Origin of the sequence: Parabacteroides faecis (assembly GCF_014647375.1) — a bacterium.
Taxonomy (GTDB): domain Bacteria; phylum Bacteroidota; class Bacteroidia; order Bacteroidales; family Tannerellaceae; genus Parabacteroides; species Parabacteroides faecis.
The window spans coordinates 233,321-251,525 of sequence record NZ_BMPB01000010.1; the positions used below are offsets into that span (position 1 = coordinate 233,321).

8 protein-coding genes are annotated in these 18,205 nt (G+C 41.7%); 5 read left to right on the plus strand and 3 right to left on the minus strand.

Going from position 1 to position 18,205, the window contains the following annotated elements; translation table 11 throughout:
* Positions 1-54: 54 nt before the first annotated feature.
* From IEY67_RS16120 to IEY67_RS16130, 3 genes are all read right to left on the minus strand, one after another.
* A complete protein-coding gene (locus IEY67_RS16120; protein WP_122354611.1) occupies positions 55-1,179 on the minus strand; it encodes a metallophosphoesterase in 1,125 nt (374 codons plus the stop codon).
* A gap of 12 nt (positions 1,180-1,191) precedes the next feature.
* Positions 1,192-2,283: a metallophosphoesterase gene (locus tag IEY67_RS16125; protein ID WP_183668747.1), complete on the minus strand. Its 1,092-nt coding sequence runs from the start codon at positions 2,281-2,283 to the stop codon at positions 1,192-1,194.
* Positions 2,284-2,368: 85 nt separating this feature from the next.
* Positions 2,369-3,001 carry a SagB/ThcOx family dehydrogenase gene (locus IEY67_RS16130; protein WP_122354615.1) on the minus strand — a complete coding sequence of 211 codons (633 nt, stop codon included), beginning with the start codon at positions 2,999-3,001 and terminating at the stop codon, positions 2,369-2,371.
* A 202-nt stretch (positions 3,002-3,203) separates the two neighbouring features.
* Between IEY67_RS16130 and IEY67_RS16135 the strand changes: the two genes are divergently transcribed.
* The 5 genes from IEY67_RS16135 (at position 3,204) to IEY67_RS16155 (ending at position 18,204) form a co-directional block, all read left to right on the plus strand.
* Positions 3,204-5,738, plus strand: coding sequence for a TonB-dependent receptor (locus IEY67_RS16135; protein WP_183668749.1), 2,535 nt, complete (start codon positions 3,204-3,206; stop codon positions 5,736-5,738).
* A 414-nt stretch (positions 5,739-6,152) separates the two neighbouring features.
* Positions 6,153-8,189, plus strand: a complete 2,037-nt coding sequence (gene lacZ4 / locus IEY67_RS16140) for a beta-glucuronidase LacZ4 (protein ID WP_183668750.1) — start codon at positions 6,153-6,155, stop codon at positions 8,187-8,189.
* A 735-nt stretch (positions 8,190-8,924) separates the two neighbouring features.
* A complete protein-coding gene (locus IEY67_RS16145) occupies positions 8,925-12,275 on the plus strand; it encodes a SusC/RagA family TonB-linked outer membrane protein (RefSeq protein WP_122373589.1) in 3,351 nt (1,116 codons plus the stop codon).
* A gap of 15 nt (positions 12,276-12,290) precedes the next feature.
* Positions 12,291-14,084, plus strand: coding sequence for a RagB/SusD family nutrient uptake outer membrane protein (locus IEY67_RS16150; protein WP_007655038.1), 1,794 nt, complete (start codon positions 12,291-12,293; stop codon positions 14,082-14,084).
* Positions 14,085-14,772: 688 nt separating this feature from the next.
* On the plus strand, positions 14,773-18,204 hold the full coding sequence (locus tag IEY67_RS16155) for a SusC/RagA family TonB-linked outer membrane protein (protein WP_122373588.1): 3,432 nt from the start codon (positions 14,773-14,775) through the stop codon (positions 18,202-18,204).
* Position 18,205 lies beyond the last annotated feature (1 nt).

Sequence of the window (18,205 nt, forward strand, 5' to 3'; positions counted from 1 at the left end):
CAGAAGGGAGTAAGCTGAACAGTTTACTCCCTTTTTTATGATGTCGAAAGTGTTTTATTTGAATTTAATATGCAGGACAACCAACTCTGAGACGGTTCCCACCCGGTAAGGAGGCCCGGCTATACCGATACCCGAAGAGACATAGAACTGGGTAGGTCCTTTTTTATGATACCCGTAAGGACATTCATAGATCAGTTTCATTAACAGGGGATAAGGCCAGAGCTGCCCGTTGTGGGTATGACCATGAAGGCCGAGATCGACACCGTTCATTGCCATTTCGGCGAATGACCAGGGCTGATGATCCAATACGATGATCGGTTTGGTTGTATCGATGTCTGCCATTAAAGTGTGTAAGGCTTTTCTCTTTTTATTGACATAATCGTCCCTTCCGATCAGGTAAAAAGATGAATCCGGTTGTACGACCGAGTCTATCAGGAGCGTTGTCCCGGTTTTTGCCAGCCAGCGGTATTTGGCGAAACGGTTGGCACGGTATTCATGGTTGCCATTGACGACATATACGCCTAAAGGAGCCTTTAGCTGTTGCAGGTCATCCTCGATATGTTCCATTTCTGCAAAACGTGATTCGTAATCCATTATATCGCCTACTAATACGACCATGTCCGGATGCTGTGCATTGCTCAAAGAGACATATCGCTGTACCATCTTTTTCCCTATCACTTCTCCGATATGCAGGTCGCTCATCATCACAACTGTAAGGCTGTCACGTTCGCTGCTACCTTTCGGAAGAGTCACATATACCTCTTTCACGATCGGATGGGCGACAGTCAGATAGGCTTTGATCATCAGTCCGGTAACTCCGATGATGATCACAAAAAACAATGTCAGTTTGGTTTGTTTCCAGTGTCGGGTAAGCCACTGGGGGAACCAATGGAAAAGACGGTTCGACAATCTGATCACTTCCAGCGTCAATAAGGAAAGCGTGATATAGACAGACGCTATATACCATGAATTACAGATATATTGAATAGGCGTCATGATATTATCCGGCAATTCTTTGCGGAAAATAAATCCGAAGAAATAGAGAGCCAGTTCAAGTACAAAGAATAACGTATAAGGAATACGCCAGCTCTTTTTTGCCGGTATTGCCTGATAACCCCGCCAAAAGATGTAGGGATTCAACAACAGTTGTGCTACGATCGATTGAATAAAGACTTTCATATTTTGCTTGCCTTACTTGAATGCAATATTGAATACCACCATTTCGCTGTTTGTCCCGATGCGGAAAGGCGGTCCCCAAAGTGATAAGCCTGAAGATACATAAATATGGCTGTTTCCCCATTGTTTGTATCCGTAACTTTGCTGGAACAGGCGGTCGGTCAGTAAACTCATCGGCCAGATCTGTCCGCGGTGTGTATGCCCGCTGAACTGGAGGTCTATACTGGCCTTTTCCGTTTCCTGGAGGTCATACGGCTGATGATCCAAAAGAATAACAGGTTTGGCCGGGTCAATGTTTTGTGATAATGTCCGGAGAGACAAGCGCGACGGATTATGGCGGTCATCGCGTCCGGCAATCTGTAATCCGTTGGGAAGTGTGATCACGGTGTCGCGTAAAAGTTTGATCGGTGTCGACCGGATGAATTCGGCGCTTTTCTTTATTCCGCTGATATATTCATGATTTCCGGGAACCATATAGATACCTTGCGGAGCCTGTAGTTGCGATAACTCTTCCTGCATATTCTCTGCGTAAAGAGGCGTCACGCTGTTATCGATCAAATCGCCGCCGATCAGAATTAAATCCGGTTTTTCTGCATTGATCATGTTTACATATTTCTTCAACTGTGCCTTGTTCGTTCCATAACCCAGGTGAACGTCGCTGATAGCAACCACTTTTATCGGGGATGAATTGTTGTTGACAACCTTGTTGATAACTATGTTGAAAACTTCTGTCTTTGGGTGTTGATAATGATAATATCCGTAGCTTAACAGGCTTAAAGTCAGTAGTAAAGAGATATAGAACCCATATTTGAAACTCCCGTTGAAAAGTTTGAATATATCGAATGCAACCAGGAACAGCACCATATATAAGGTAAATACCAGCCAGCCGGTACCCACTTCATGGATCGTATGCGCCAATACATCCGGATATTTTACATTCCTGGCCAGCATACTGACGGCAAATGAAAGCGCACAACTCCAAAACAGAACTGTCAGAAGTACTTTCACACCAAAGGGTTGGGCCACGAGAGCTTGTGCCCCCCTCGTAAATATATAGATATTCCCTGCGAAATAAGCGCAAAAGAGGGCAATGAAAATTGTAGGCATTTTGTCAAATTTTCGGCAAATGTACATAATAATCTTCAATTCATTTGTGAAAAAAGGTTTTGGCTATTTTAGTCGGTGTCCGTTCTTATTTCGGGTATCCCACCGGATTGTTCATCATCAAAACCTGGCTGTCGGATAATTTAAGGATCTTTTTCAGGGCAGCCTGATCCATGGTCGCTCTGGGAACTGTCGATAACCCGATCCCGGCACAGCATAAATTGATATTCTGCGATACAATCCCTGCATCCATGGCTGCCATTAGTTTTGTATGATCACCTACATTTCCGAAACGGGAAAGATCGGATACCAAAACAAGAGAAACCGGAGCCTCTTTCACAAAATCCTGTCCGGCACCTACAGCCCCGCGATGATCGCCTTTAGCAATCGGGTTTAGAGCATGTGCTTTAGCGTCATACAGATAAGCACCGTCTTTCATGATCACATAAACGTCGATATCTTGTTTGTTTAAAGCGGAAGGAGCCGTACGCTTTCCATCTGTCCGGTTAATGCCGTTGGCTGCCCATAACAAGTCTGAAAGGTCCTGGGCGCTTAATTCTTTGGATGCGAATTCGCGGTCGGAATGACGGTCGGAAAAAGCTTTCATGACTGCTGTTCCCCGTGTCTTGTCCGGAGCATTGAGTTTAATGACTTTAAGATCTTGTGCACTCATAACTGAAATGAATAATAAAGCGGTTAAAAGGAATGAAATCTTTCTCATATCTATATTTATTAATAGTAACTCTTACAAATTTAAAAGAAATTCATCTAAACAAACAGCAAAATACATCTTTTACAAATCTTTAATCCTGTTAAATACGAACGTTTCGTAGAATCTTCTACATTTGCATCGGGTTTACACTTAAATTAAATTGTTATTTGAATAATAAATCAATCGATAACCTCTAAATTCTTTAAATTTGATGAAAGAAAAACTGCTCTACTTAGTGTTGGTGTTGATGATGGTTGTGCCTTTCCGTGCACAAAGCCAAAATGCCGCTGACTACACGATCAAGGGACAGGTCGTTGATTCCCTGTCTAATGAAACAGTTCCTTATGCTACGTTAAACATCGCTTTGGCAAATGCCCCTCAGAAAGCGATTAAATTGTTGGCTTGTGATGATGACGGTAAGTTTACCACTACCCTGAAACAACCCGGAAAATACATCATATCCATGCAATCGCTGGGAAAAGTCCCTGCAGTAAAACATTTTACCTTGTCTGAAAACAAGAAAAGCCTGGATCTGGGAAAGTTGTATATGAATGACGATTCTCAGCAGTTGAATGAAGTAACTGTCGTTGCCCAGAAACCGTTGGTAACGGTGGAAGTGGATAAAATCACGTATAGCCTGGAGGATGACCCGGAAGCTAAGACCAATAATGCATTGGAAATGTTCCGTAAAGTGCCGATGGTAACTGTTGACGGTGAAGACAAGATCCAGCTGAAGGGTTCTTCAAACTATAAGATTTATATGAATGGTAAACCTTCGAACCTGTTGAGCGGTGAAAATGCTTCAGACGTATTGAAGAGCATGCCGGCAAGTTCGATCAAGAATATCGAAGTTATTACTGACCCGGGATCAAAATACGATGCAGAAGGTGTTGGTGGTATTATCAATATTATTACGGCCAAAAATGCCATGCAGGGATATACGGGTACGGTTCGTGCCAATGCCAGTTCTTTAGGTAGCTTTGGCGGCGGTGGTTATGTGTCTTTGAAGGTTGGTAATTTGGGACTTACGGCAAACTATGGATACAACAACCGTAACTCTCCCTGGAATGATTCATATAGTGAACGTACTACTGAAAAAGATTTATTGGCAGATGGTCAACCGACAAAATTGATAGAAAACGGACGTAGTAAATATAAAGGACCATTCCAATATGGTTATTTAGAAGCAAGTTATGAAATCGATACATTGAATCTGATAAGCGTCGGTGCTAATTTGTTCCGCGGAAAATCTAAAAACTTATCGGAGCTGGATGCTGTATTGAATCCTTTGGGAAACGAATTCAATTCATCTCCGGTTTATAAATTCCATCGTAACAGCGTTTCTGAAGGAACTTTCGGCTCTACCGATTTGAATGTGGATTATCAGCATTCAACCAGCAAAAAGGATGAGTTGTTGACTGTCTCTTATCGTTTCAGCCAATCACCCAATGACAATGAAAGTAATACGGAACTGTCTGATGTTGTTAACTATTATCTGTCTAATGAATATCCGAAATGGAATATTAACGATGCATCTACAATGGAGCATACAGGACAAGTCGATTATACAACTCCAATTTTTAATAAGCAAACATTAGAAGCCGGTGTGAAATATATCAATCGTCAGAATAAGAGTAATACGTTGGAACAGATTTATAATGATTCAACCAAAATTTGGGAGGATCATTCACGGGATAATAGTCAGTTCCGTCATACGCAACATATTTATTCTGCCTATCTCGGTTATTTGATACGTTTAAATAAATTTGGAATCAAAGCAGGTGTACGTGCTGAGGGAACAAGCTTAAAGGCTGAGTTTGCACGTAAACCGGATATGGATTTCAGTACCGATTATTTTGATGTAGTACCGAATGCTACCTTAACTTATCAGATAGACATGTCTACTCAAATCCGTTTGGGATATAATATGCGTATTCAACGACCGGGTATTTGGTATCTGAATCCGTATATCAACGATGTCAACCCACAAAATATTTCTCAGGGTAATCCAAACCTGGATTCGGAGAAGAGTAATAATGTGAATCTGAACTTTAGTAAGTTTACTCAAAAATTCAGTATTAATGCCAGTCTGAGCTATACATTTGTAAATAATCCGATTGAACGTTATTCTTTTACAGCAGATTTTCCGACAGACGATCCTCGTTCGCAATATAATGGTGCTATGTGGAATACCTATGATAATATAGGAAAGAAACAGCAGGTGGGTATGTTCTTGTATGGAAACTGGTCACCTACAACTTGGTTCCGTATTTATATGAATGGTGGACTGGATTATACAGATCTGAAAGCTCCTACTTTGGATTTGAAGAAAGACGGTGTTAGCGGACGTGTGTTTGCCGGTACCCAGTTTACGCTGCCGAAAGACTTCCGTATTAACCTGAATGGTGGTTATTTCAGTCCGTGGATCATGTTACAAGGTGAGCAGTCGCCTTTCTATTTTGCAGGTCTGAATGTTAGTAAAGATTTCTTGAAAAAGAAATTGTCTGTTTCTGTGGGTGCTAACAATCCGTTCTGGAAGACGATGAAGATGGAAATGACTACTACTGGAAATGGTTTCCATGATGTATCGACTAACTGGCGCAGTGCCCGTGAATTCCGTTTCAGTATATCCTACCGTTTCGGTACGATGAAAGGACAGATCAAGAAAGTACGCCGTGGTATCAGCAATGACGACTCAAAAGGCGGTGGTGAAAATAATCAAGGCGGTGGAGAACAGTCGATGTAATTTTTAATTATAATATCTGAAAGGTCCGGATTTTTTGTCCGGGCCTTTTTTTGTTTCTATGCGATCTGTGTTCATTTACCTGCCTTACTAATTCAAATTACTACGGCTACTAATCAATGGTTGACAACCATCAACCGAACGGCTCATAATTATCGGCCGATTGGCTCATAATCATCAACCGAACGGCTGACAATTATCGGCCGCTAAATAGATAGGTGGAAAAATCTTCTAACATCGTATAGATGAGCAATGAAGAACGATATGAAGATTCGGTATAAAGCTACTGATTTTTTTCTCTCAGTTACTCATAAAAAGCCATACTTGGACAAAAAAGTACCTTTTCTTAGACAAAAAGTGCCTTTCTTCCTGAAAGGATCGTTTTATCTTTGCTATCGGAATAAAGAAATAAATAACATGAAACACATTCTTATCGGTTTACTGCTGGTATTGTGCAGTACATTAACTTATGCCTCCCGCAAGGAGATACTTCTGAATAACGACTGGATGTTCCGTTTTTCTCACCAGGTGCAGAAAAACAGTGCAGAGAGAGTCAATTTGCCACATACCTGGAACAGTGGAGATGCCCTTTCCGGAAAACAGGATTATTATCGCGGAATGGGAAATTATGAAAAAAAACTTTTTGTAAAACCCGAGTGGAAAGGTAAACGACTTTTCCTTCGTTTTGAAGGTGTCAATACCGTTGCAACGGTATTTGTCAATTCTGTTTGTCTGGGTGAACACAGAGGTGGTTACGGTGCTTTTGTATTCGAAATAACAGATAAGGTAAAATATGGGGCTGAAAATGAGATATTGGTAAAAGTCAATAATGCCTTACAGCTGGATATAATGCCATTGGTCGGCGATTTTAATTTCTATGGTGGTATTTATCGGGATGTGAATCTGATCATTACCGATCCGGTTAATATTTCATTGACCGATTATGCTTCCCCCGGTGTCTATCTGATCCAAAACAAGGTGACAAAAGAACAGGCCGATGTAAAGGCAAAAGTACTTGTATCGAATAGTTCGTCTGAAAACGTGCCGGTACAGGTGAATGTAAAGATATGGGATGGAAACAAGATTGTGCAGCAACAGGATCTGAATCTGACGGTGGATGCCGGTCAGGTACATACGGCAGGTTTGGAGTTTTCCATTAAGAACCCTCATTTGTGGAATGGCCGGAAAGATCCGTTTATATATCGTACGGAAGTGACTTTGCTGGCAGACGGTAAAGAAATAGACAGAGTGGTTCAGCCGTTGGGGCTTCGTTTTTACCATGTGGATGCAGAGCAAGGTTTTTTCCTGAACGGCGAACATCTGAAGTTACGTGGCGTATGCCGCCACCAGGATCGTGCGGAGAGGGGAAATGCCTTATATAAAGAACACCATGAAGAAGATGCTGCCATTATCGCAGAGATGGGTACGAATGCCATCCGTCTGGCACATTATCCGCAAGCTACTTATTTTTATAATTTGATGGACAAATATGGTATCGTGGCTTGGGCTGAGATCCCGTTTATCGGGCCGGGCGGTTATCTGGACAGAGGATTCAACGATCTGCCTTCTTTCCGTGAGAATGGGAAAGAACAATTGAAAGAATTGATCCGCCAGCATTATAATCATCCGTCTATCTGTTTCTGGGGATTGTTCAACGAATTGAAAACACACGGGGATAACCCGATAGAATATATTAAGGAACTGAATGAACTGGCTCATCAGGAAGATCCGACGCGCCCGACAACGGCTGCCAGCTTCCTGTCGTATGACAGCGATATCAGCAAAATTACCGATGTGATTGCCTGGAACCAGTATTTCGGCTGGTATGGAGGTTCTCCTTCTGATATGGGGAAATGGCTGGATGCCAATCATAAAGCCCATCCGGACTATAAGATCGCTATCAGTGAATACGGTGCCGGAGCCAGTATTTATCATCAGCAGGATTCAATTAAGCCGGGCGTAGCTTCCGGTTGGTGGCATCCGGAGAATTTCCAGACTTTCTATCATATGGGAAACTGGGAGGCAATAGCTGAACGTCCGTTCGTTTGGGGATCTTTTATCTGGAACCTGTTCGATTTCGGAGCTGCCCATCGTACGGAAGGCGACCGCCCGGGTATCAATGACAAAGGATTGGTTACATTCGATCGTAAAGTGAAGAAGGATGCTTTCTATTACTATAAAGCAAACTGGAATAAAGACGATAAATTCGTTTACATCGCTAACCGCCGCCATCGCGATCGCACTACACAAGTGGCGGATGTAATGGTTTTCTCAAATTTGCCGGAGGTAGAACTGTTTGTGAACGGCAAAAGCATGGGAAAACAGACACCGGATAATTATGCAACTTTTGTGTGGAAAGGAATAAATCTGGCGGATGGAGAAAATACGATAGAAGCTCGTGCCGTTCAAAAGAAAAACAGTATAACGGATAGCGTGAACTGGACTTGTAAGTAATATAATAGATGGTTTTTTTCTACTAAATTGTGGTTCTTGCAAAAAGAATGATAATTGGATAAAGGTTATTGGGAATAATTTTAGTAGGAAAGTCTTTAAGGGATAGGGTGTTAGTGATTAATGCCTTATCTCTTTTTTTATGTTTTGAATGTAGTTCTTGATGGACTATGGAGATTTAAAAGGCAAACATTATGGGCGCAAATGTAATCGAATGTTTTGTTTGCGAACACATAAATTCGTCTGATTGAAGTGCACAAATTGTCCACAAAGAGAAAATTAACAATGGCTGTATGTCTTGATTACATGTAACTTAGTTCTTTTTTCGCATTTGCATTTTGTAATGCAGTTTCTATTCAGAGTCTTACCTTTTGATCTGTCAGAGAGCAATTGATATATAAGTGTTTTGTGTTATATTCCGTTTATTGTGGTAAAATATTTCCCTCTGATAGAAAAAGAGTCTTTTTATTTGAAAGTTTCCCCGGCAAATCCAAACAAAATACATGCCGGATGGCAACATTATTTAATAAACAGGTAAATACCAAAACTTTAATGAACTCGATGAAATATACCAACTTGAAAGTAACTCCGGATTTTTTTAATAAATAATCTCCATAGTCCATCAAGAACTATTGCATTTAAGTTAAGCGAACAAAACTAATTATCCTTTGTACTTCAAAAACAAAAGGTGTTTTGGCGTACATAATTATTAATTCATTAACTAAATCTGGTGTTATTATGACGAAGGATTTTAATTGTTTTTATTTACCCAGGGCGGTGTTTGTTGGAGCGACAATGTTCCTGGCATCGGTTGGAGTGGCATCTGCCAGTTCGTCTATTTATGGACCTGGTACTTCAGGTACCAATGTTTCGCTTGCATCTCCACAGCAAGCGCAGAAAACGGTGAGTGGAGTAGTGGAAGATCAATTTGGCCCGGTTGCAGGAGCAAATGTTGTAGAAAAAGGAACCACTAACGGAACCATTACCGATATGGAAGGTAAATTTACGTTGAACGTTTCTCCTAATGCTATTCTGGTCGTTTCTTTTATCGGTTATACAGAGCAGCAAATTCCCGTAGGCAATCAAACTTCATTTACTATTCAGATGAAGGAAGATTCTCAGGCTTTGGATGAGGTGGTCGTTGTAGGTTACGGCACACAGAAAAAAGTGAATTTGACAGGTTCTGTTTCTTCCGTCGACTTTACGGAACAAGCCGCAAGTCGTCCTATTACTAATGTTTCATCGGCTTTGGGTGGTTTGTCTGCCGGTTTGCAGGTTATGCAGAGTAAAGGTAATCCGACCGACGATGGCGCAACGATCCGTGTTCGTGGTACAGGTACATTGAATAATGCCAGTCCGCTGGTATTGGTCGACGGTATGGAGGCCTCGATGGATGCCGTTAATCCACAGGATATCGAGACTATTTCAGTATTGAAAGATGCTGCATCTGCTGCTATTTATGGTTCGCGTGCTGCTAACGGTGTCATTCTGATTACGACAAAGAAAGGTAACCGTGAAAAGATCCGCGTAACTTATTCGGGTACTTTCTCTATGGCTCAACCTTCCAATCTGCTGGATTTTGTAACGGATTATCCTACGCATATGCGTTTGATCAATGAAGCAAAATTCAATGAGGGTTACAATGATGTATTCTCGGCTGCAACGATCGAAGCCTGGGAAGCAGCCAACGCTGATCCGAACGGTTTGAATGCAAACGGTGTTCCTAACTGGCTGGCTTATCCGAATACAGACTGGAACAAAGAAATGTATAAGAATAATCTGGTTCAGGATCATGTTGTTTCGGTGAACGGTGGTAGCGAAAAAGTTACATTTTTATTGTCAGCCGGTTATATGGACAACCCGGGTCTGGTTGAAAATACAGGTTTAAAACGTTACACATTGCGTGCCAATGTTGAAGCAAATGTAAACAAATGGCTGACCTTGGGAACCCGTACCTATGCTATTATGAACGATAAAGAGCAGGGTAATTACGCCGATACCGGTATGTTGAACTTTATCCGTCAGACTACGCCGGGTTTGATCGGTATGTATGATGGTAAAATGGGGTATAAGGAAGCTGCCGAAGAAAGTTCTACAGCTAATAATATCTGGGCATATCTGAAACAGACTGATGGGCAGAACCGTTCTTCCCGTTTTAATACGACGATGTACAGTAAGATCAAGTTCATGGAAGGTTTGAGCTGGGACTTCAATTTCAACTACGGACGTCGTTTCGACGAATATAACTCACATACAGTCCCGCAGGCTCGCTATACATTCAGTAATGGTGAGATTGCTTCTACGGCAACGACTCCTGACCAGATGACAACAACCTGGAAGTCGTATGCAGAAGAAACATATACGCTGGAAAATATTTTGCGTTATGACAAGAGCTTCAAAGGCGGTCACGATTTGAATGTAATGGTGGGATACAACGAATATTTCTATAAACAATATGAGCATAAGCAACAGAAAAAAGGATTGATAGACCCGAGTATCAACGTCCCCGATGCTGCCACAGAAATGCAGACCAGTACTGGTACAGCAAAAGATGAAGCGCTTCGTTCTGTATTTGGCCGTTTAAACTATGCTTATCTGTCCAAATATCTGTTTGAGGCAAACTTCCGTTATGATGGTTCTTCCCGTTTCAATTCCGATTCGCGTTGGGGTATCTTCCCGTCATTCTCTGCAGCATGGCGTTTGTCGGAAGAAGAATTTATGAAGAATATCGACTGGTTGTCTAATCTGAAGATCCGTGCTTCATGGGGACAGATCGGTAACAACCGTATTACAGATAAAGATGGCTATCAGGATTATTACGGTTATCAGGCTACCTATAAGACTTATAATTATTCTTTCGGAGGGGCTCAGGCCGCTGCCTTGGCGCAGAACAGGATAGGCAACTCCCGTCTGGAATGGGAAAGTACAACCGTTACGAACTTTGGTGTGGATGCCGGTTTCCTCAATAATCGTTTGACAGCAGAGTTGGACGTATATAATAAGGTAACGGACGGTATCTTGACAACTCCGAACCTGCATCTGACAATGGGTATTAAGACTCCGCCGACTATGAATACAGCTGAGGTTACAAACCGTGGTTTCGAATTGACAGTAGGTTGGAAAGATCATGTAGGCGACTTCAATTATGCTGTTTCTACCAATTTCTCTTATAATCATAATGAGGTAACAAAATACCTGGGTAAATATGAGGCCGGTTGGGTAGAGAAAGACGGAAAGAAAGTATGGCAGTCTAACATCGGTGATGTATCAGTCGATAAAGATAAAGGACGTATTGTTGAAGGGCATCCGATCAAAGAATACTACACCTTGAATACCTATTCCGGTAGTGGTTCTCACTTCAACAGCGATGGTTCCGTAGATATTAAAGGAGGTCCGAAAGATGGTATGATCCGTACGGAAGATGATATGAAATGGTTGAATGCCATGATAGACGCTGGTTACAAATTTATGCCCAACCAGAGTGTGGGTAAGAATAATATCTATTACGGTGATTTGATTTATGCCGATTTGAATGGCGACGGTATTTATGGCAGTTCTTATGACTATGATTTTCAGGGCTCCTCCGCTATGCCTAAATTCGGTTATGGTATAAATATCAGTGCCAGTTGGAAAAACTTTGATTTGAGTATGTTGTGGGCCGGTAACGGTGGCTACAAACTGTATTGGGAAGAAGATCCGTATAATAGTGTCGCTATTAGAAATGGTTTTGCTACATCTGAACGGGTTGCAAACGATCATTATTTCTATGATCCGGAAAATCCGACTGATTCGAGAACCAATCTGAATGGCTACATCCCTCGTTTGGTGGAAAATTCAAAACAGAGTCGGCAAACCAGCAACTATTATTTGTACAACGGTACTTATATGAAATTGAAGAATCTGACAATCGGTTATACATTGCCCGTCTCTTTGACAGAAAAAGTTTCTGCGGAAAGAGTTCGTGTATATCTGTCTGGTGAAAACTTGTTTACCATAACATCATTCCCCGGTCAGGATCCTGAAATGGGGGCAACTACAAATTATCCCTCTTTGCGCCAGTTTGCTGCGGGTATTAGTGTTACATTCTAAAAAAGAGAAAAGACAATGAAATTAGTAAATAAAATATTAGTTGTTACAGCTGTTGCTTCGGTTATGACAGCTTGTAAACCTGATTTGTTGGATACGAATCCATACGATAAGGTAGGTTCCGGAGCCATGTGGGGAAATGAAACGATGTGTGATATGGGTGTGAATGGTATCTATGCCACATTGCGCGAGGCAAAGGTTGCACATGAAATGTTTACACAAGACGCTATGGGATTTGCCGGTCAGGCCCGTGATCCTCAGGATTTGTTGAATGGAACAATTACTGCCGGCAATAGTTTGTTCTCTGATACCTGGAAACAGTTGTATGAAGGAATTCACCGTGCAAATGATGCCATAGCCCATTTACCGGAAGCTCCATTGGATGATGCAAAGAAAGATCGTTTGATCGCTGAATCCAAATTCTTGCGTGCTTACTATTATTTCCGTTTGAACCGTGTATTCCAGGGTGTTCCTGTTTATCTGGAACCGGTGGAAGACAGCGAGTGTACCAATGGACGTGAAACGGCTGACAAAGTATGGGAAGTTATTATCTCCGACTTGAACGACTGCATCAACAGTGCTAATTTGCCGAATAAGTATGCGAAAGGTGATGCCAATTATGGTCGTGCAACGAAAGGTGCGGCATATGCTTTGCTGGGACAGACATATATGTGGATGAAAGATTATGCAAAAGCGGAAGCTGCTTTGCGTAAAGTCGGAGATGTCGGTTTTGCATTGTTTCAGGGGGATTACAAACAACTCTTCAAAACAGATAATGAACAATGTGATGAGATGATTTTCTCGGAACAGAATATTGGTATCAAAGATTATGGTTCCAAAACACAATTCTGGTTAGGTTCACGTGTTTCTTTTGGTTCTTGCTGGAATAGTTATCTGCCGAGTGTAAACTGGGTGGAATCATTTGAATGTGCAGACGGTAAGCCGTTTAACTGGAATGACTTCCTACCGGGATATAATGAGATGACTCCTAAAGAACGTGTGGTTTTCTTCCTCCGCGATACTGTCGGTGAGTGGGATACTTATTCGGAAGATATAAAATCAAAACTGCGTGCAGGTTTTGAACTGGCCGTGAAAAATGGAGCTGATATGTCTAAATATCTACCTTCCGGAAATGAAGCCCGTTTGCGTAAAGCCTACGAAAATCGCGATCCTCGTCTGGAAGCGACTGTCATTACTCCGTATGCTGAATATAACGGGGCAATCGGTTCAAAAGAATATACTTATACCTTGCGTTGGCCGGCAACCAACTCGGATGAAGTCGAACCGTATGACCTGAGAACGGATAGCCAGACTTTGTTCTACTATCTGTATCGCAAATTTGTTGCGGAAGGATCGTCTGAAACTCCTAATCGTGAATATTGCCCCTGGGATTATCCGTTGATCCGTTATGCAGACGTAGTCTTAATGTTGGCAGAAGCTATCAATGAACAAGGCTTTAAGCAGGAAGCTGTTGATTTGGTAAACTCTGTACGTGAGAGAGCCGGTGCTGCATTATTGCAGACAACAGATGCCGGTAAACCTACTTATGTAAGTGGCCAGGAAAATATGCGTACCCGTATCCGTAACGAACGTCGTTGGGAATTATCTTTGGAAGGTGTTAACCTGTATGACGAAATTCGTTGGAGAACGATCGGTGACTGGTGTAAAACTGGTGATGGTTCCAAAGAAATCTGGGGTACTGTCGTAAATCCGTTCTCATGGGGTGGAGATTATCTTTATACCTGGGCTATTCCAAGCACGGAATGTGAAAGAAATAGCAATCTGGTTCAGAATGATGGTTGGATAAACTAATTATCGAGATCTGTTCTACCGAATAGTTACTCTGTTAAAAGAATAATCCTTAAACAGGAATTGTAAGAAGTTCTTTTGATGAGGAAATGTTTATGGGATAAGGTGTTATTGATTAATGCCTTATCCTTTTTTTTGTGGAGAGTGTAGTTCTAGCTGGACTGTGTCCATATCATGAAACAAAACTGTACGGCACAAAAGTAACACATCGTATGATCTGTTAACATACATTTTTGTCTAATATTGGTGCATTTATTGTCCAAAAATAAAAAATTAACACAATAGTAATGGGCTGTATATGAATATAGTGCATAGATTATGGTCAATTTGCACTAACTATTGAAGTTCTGACAGGTAGAAATAGAACATTCATTTCTCAAAATTAGGTTATATCAATTACTGTTTTTCTGTTAATATTAAATAATAGAATTCTAACGACTTTTCTAAACTACTTTTGTTCTGCTATTGAAAAACAAAAAGAGACAGAGCTTTATTCTCAGTTGTTTTCTTATTTGTAAAAAATTACTGATGAGCCAAAATCTAATGATTAGTTAATGAATAAATGGACACAGTCCAGCTAGGACTATTTCCTTTTTATGTGAAACGAACGGGCTAAAATTCTTGCACAACAAGTTGTAGTGATTTGGTGTGCGCAAACACAATTTATTCATTAACTAAATCTGGTGTTATTATGACGAAGGATTTTAATCGTTTTTATTTATCAAAACGGATGTTTTTAGGAGTAACTATGCTTTTGACATCTGTGGGGTTGGCTTCAGCCAATCCGGGAATAGAGATTCCCGTTTCCGATGCGCTTGTTGCTTCTCCTCAACAAGCGAAGAAAAAAGTAACAGGAACAGTTGAGGACGCTTTAGGACCGATTGCCGGAGCCAATGTTGTCGAAAAGGGCACAACTAACGGAACGATCACCGATATGGACGGTAAATTCAATCTGGAAGTTTCTCCTAATGCTGTTTTGGTTATAACTTTTATCGGCTATACGGAACAGCAAGTTTCCGTAGGTAGTCAAACGTCATTTACTATTAAACTAAAGGAAGACTCACAGGCGTTAGACGAAGTTGTTGTGGTGGGGTATGGTACACAGAAAAAAGTGAACCTGACAGGTTCGGTAGCATCCGTTAGTGCGGAAAAAATAGCCAACCGCCCGGTGATGAACCTCGGACAGGCTTTGGTGGGCGCGGCTCCAGGTGTACGCGTTACTCAAGGAAGTGGTAACCCTGGTGACGAAAGTATCGGTATCCAGGTGCGTGGCCAAGGTTCATTCAACAATAGTAGCCCATTGGTATTGGTCGATGGTGTTGCTGCTGATATGGCTCCGCTGAATACGGATGACGTTGAAAGCATCTCAATCTTGAAAGATGCCAGTGCGGCGGCAATCTATGGTTCACGTGCAGCCAACGGTGTTATTTTGGTAACAACCAAAAAAGGGAAAAAAGACGAAAGCCCAAGAGTGACTTTCAATGCTATGTTTGCACAGGAAAAGCCGATTACCGATTTTAAATTGATGTCAAGTACGGCCGATTTCATGGAGTTGCACAATATTGCTAAGCTGAATGCCAACCCGACTGCCAATACACCAGACTATAGCCTTGAAAGTATTGAAGAATGGCGTCAAGCTGATTTGAATCCGAACGGAATCTATACGAATCCTGTTACAGGGCAACAGATTCCAAACTGGTTGGCATACCCGAATACAGACTGGGCACAAATTTTGTTTGAACCCGCCTTTTATCAGAAATATGGTGTCAATGTGTCGGGAGGTAGCAAGAATACCACTTATCTGCTTTCGCTGGGTTATCAGAATAATCCGGGTACATTGGATAATACAAGCATGGAACGTTTCAATATCCGTGCCAATATAGAAACAAAAATAGCAGATATCATTACTTTCGGAACACAAACCTATGGAACCAAAGAGTTCAAGGATCCGGGAAGTACGTCTATGACTTATTTGCTTCAGGCATGGCCCGGGCAGACTCCTATCTATGATGGCAAGTATGGATGTAGCGAACATCCGGAAGTAACCCAGAAGGATAATATTTTGCAAGGAGTGGCAGCCAATGGAGGACAGAATACATATACACGCCTCAATACGACATGGTATGCCAACGTCGAGTTACCTTTGAAAGGTTTGGTAGCCGAAGCCAAATTCAACTGGAGCCAGTACAGCCGCCAAGACGAACATTACTCTCAAAACCTGCCTCGTTATAGTTTTCGCGAGAGTTTTGAAACACCGAAAGAAGGATTGGGTGTCTTGGACCAGGCTACGACTTATCGTTATTCGTATGAATCGACCAGTTATACGGCTGACTTGATGTTACGCTATAACAATACATTCGGGAAACACGATGTGGCAGGTTTGTTCGGTTATGAGCAGTATCGTGGTGAAACTACAGGATTCAGTGCAACAAAGAAAGGTTTGATAGATTGGAGTATTACTGATATAACATCTGGTGCGGAAATGCAATCCATTGGTGGTAGTGCCAAGTCGGTGAATGCTATATTATCTTATTTCGGACGTGCAAACTATGCTTATGATAACCGTTATTTGTTTGAATTCAGTTTCCGGTCAGATGCTTCTTCCAAGTTTGCTCCCGGACATCGTAGCAGTTTTTTCCCATCCGGGTCTGCTGCTTGGCGTATCAGTGAAGAATCTTTCTTCGAACCCGTCAAAAATGCAGTTAACAATTTGAAACTTCGTGCTTCTTATGGTTCGTTGGGTAACACCGTAGGGGGTAATTATGACTGGCAAGCTTTGTATAAGAAAGTGAACAATGTGTTTGACGAAAGAGTACAAAATGGTTTGATACAATCTTCTATTCAAAACCTGGCACTTTCTTGGGAAAAAGTGACCACTTATAACATCGGTTTGGATGCCTCTTTCCTTAACCAACGTTTAAGTTTGGAAGCTGATTTCTATTTGCGAAAGACTTCGGATATTCTTACTAATTCCATTATGTATAAAACAATGGGTAGTATCAGTGCTCCTATGTCAAACACAGCCAGTTTGTCTAACCGTGGTCTTGAACTGAACTTGGGTTGGAACGATCAGATTAAAGATTTCCGTTATGGCGTAGGGATCAACTTGGCTTTCAATAAGAATAAAGTAACCGATTTTAAAGGCGAATTGCGGTATGAGTTGGATGAAGATGTCAAAGATATCTGGGGTAATCCGACAATGCGTTATACTAATTTGGCAGATGTTTCTACCGGAGGTGATACCCGTCGTGTAGAAGGACACATGATAGATGAGTTTTTCTTGCGTCGTCCTTATTCCGGTGACGGTTCTTATAAGTTGGCCGACGGTAGTGTTAATCCGAATGGAGGACCTCGTGACGGTATGATTCGTACGAAGGCCGATTTGGATTGGGTGGCTGCGATGTTGGCTGCCGGATATACTTTCAATAATAATTTGAAACAAATTAATTCGAATGGTTCCAATTTATGGTATGGCGACTTGATCATGGCCGACTTGAATGGTGATGGTAAATATGGAAATGATGATGACCGCGAATTTACCGGTAAGAGCTCGACTCCGAAGGTTACTTTGGGCTTTAATATCAATGCCTCTTGGCGTGGTTTTGATTTGAATATGATGTGGTCAGGACGCTTTGGAGGTTATCATTACATTAATTCAAAAGGAGCAAATGGATCTATGATTACTAATACCGGTGATGCTTTGCCTGGCGATGCTTGGAACAGATATTATTTCTACGATTCGGAAGCTTCACATGCTGGCATCATTAAAAATGAGCAGGGCGTTGTCATCGGTTCTTCCTACGATCCTGCAGCTGACCCGAATGCCCGAATCTCTAACGAGTATCCTCGTCTGCTTACTTCCGGTGGTACTACCCCTTCAAATACATTCTATTTGTATAATACGTCGTTTGTTAAGCTGAAATCATTACAAATCGGATATACATTGCCTAAGAAGTGGGTTGCACCTGCAAAGATCAATAATTTGAGAGTATTTGTATCCGGTGAAAATTTGTTGACTTTCAAATCCGATAGATTCCCAGGCGTAGACCCTGAATTGGGTGGCTCGCTTGCCGCATACCCGATTGCACGTATGTTCTCAGGAGGTCTGTCTGTAACCTTTTAAT

What these genes read in the sequence shown, in the direction of transcription:
- lacZ4 (WP_183668750.1), top strand. Translation starts at nt 6,153, where the DNA reads ATGAAACACATTCTTATCGGTTTACTGCTGGTATTGTGCAGTACATTA.
- IEY67_RS16130 (WP_122354615.1), bottom strand. Translation starts at nt 3,001, where the DNA reads ATGAGAAAGATTTCATTCCTTTTAACCGCTTTATTATTCATTTCAGTT.
- IEY67_RS16145 (WP_122373589.1), top strand. Translation starts at nt 8,925, where the DNA reads ATGACGAAGGATTTTAATTGTTTTTATTTACCCAGGGCGGTGTTTGTT.
- IEY67_RS16155 (WP_122373588.1), top strand. Translation starts at nt 14,773, where the DNA reads ATGACGAAGGATTTTAATCGTTTTTATTTATCAAAACGGATGTTTTTA.
- IEY67_RS16125 (WP_183668747.1), bottom strand. Translation starts at nt 2,283, where the DNA reads ATGCCTACAATTTTCATTGCCCTCTTTTGCGCTTATTTCGCAGGGAAT.
- IEY67_RS16150 (WP_007655038.1), top strand. Translation starts at nt 12,291, where the DNA reads ATGAAATTAGTAAATAAAATATTAGTTGTTACAGCTGTTGCTTCGGTT.
- IEY67_RS16120 (WP_122354611.1), bottom strand. Translation starts at nt 1,179, where the DNA reads ATGAAAGTCTTTATTCAATCGATCGTAGCACAACTGTTGTTGAATCCC.
- IEY67_RS16135 (WP_183668749.1), top strand. Translation starts at nt 3,204, where the DNA reads ATGAAAGAAAAACTGCTCTACTTAGTGTTGGTGTTGATGATGGTTGTG.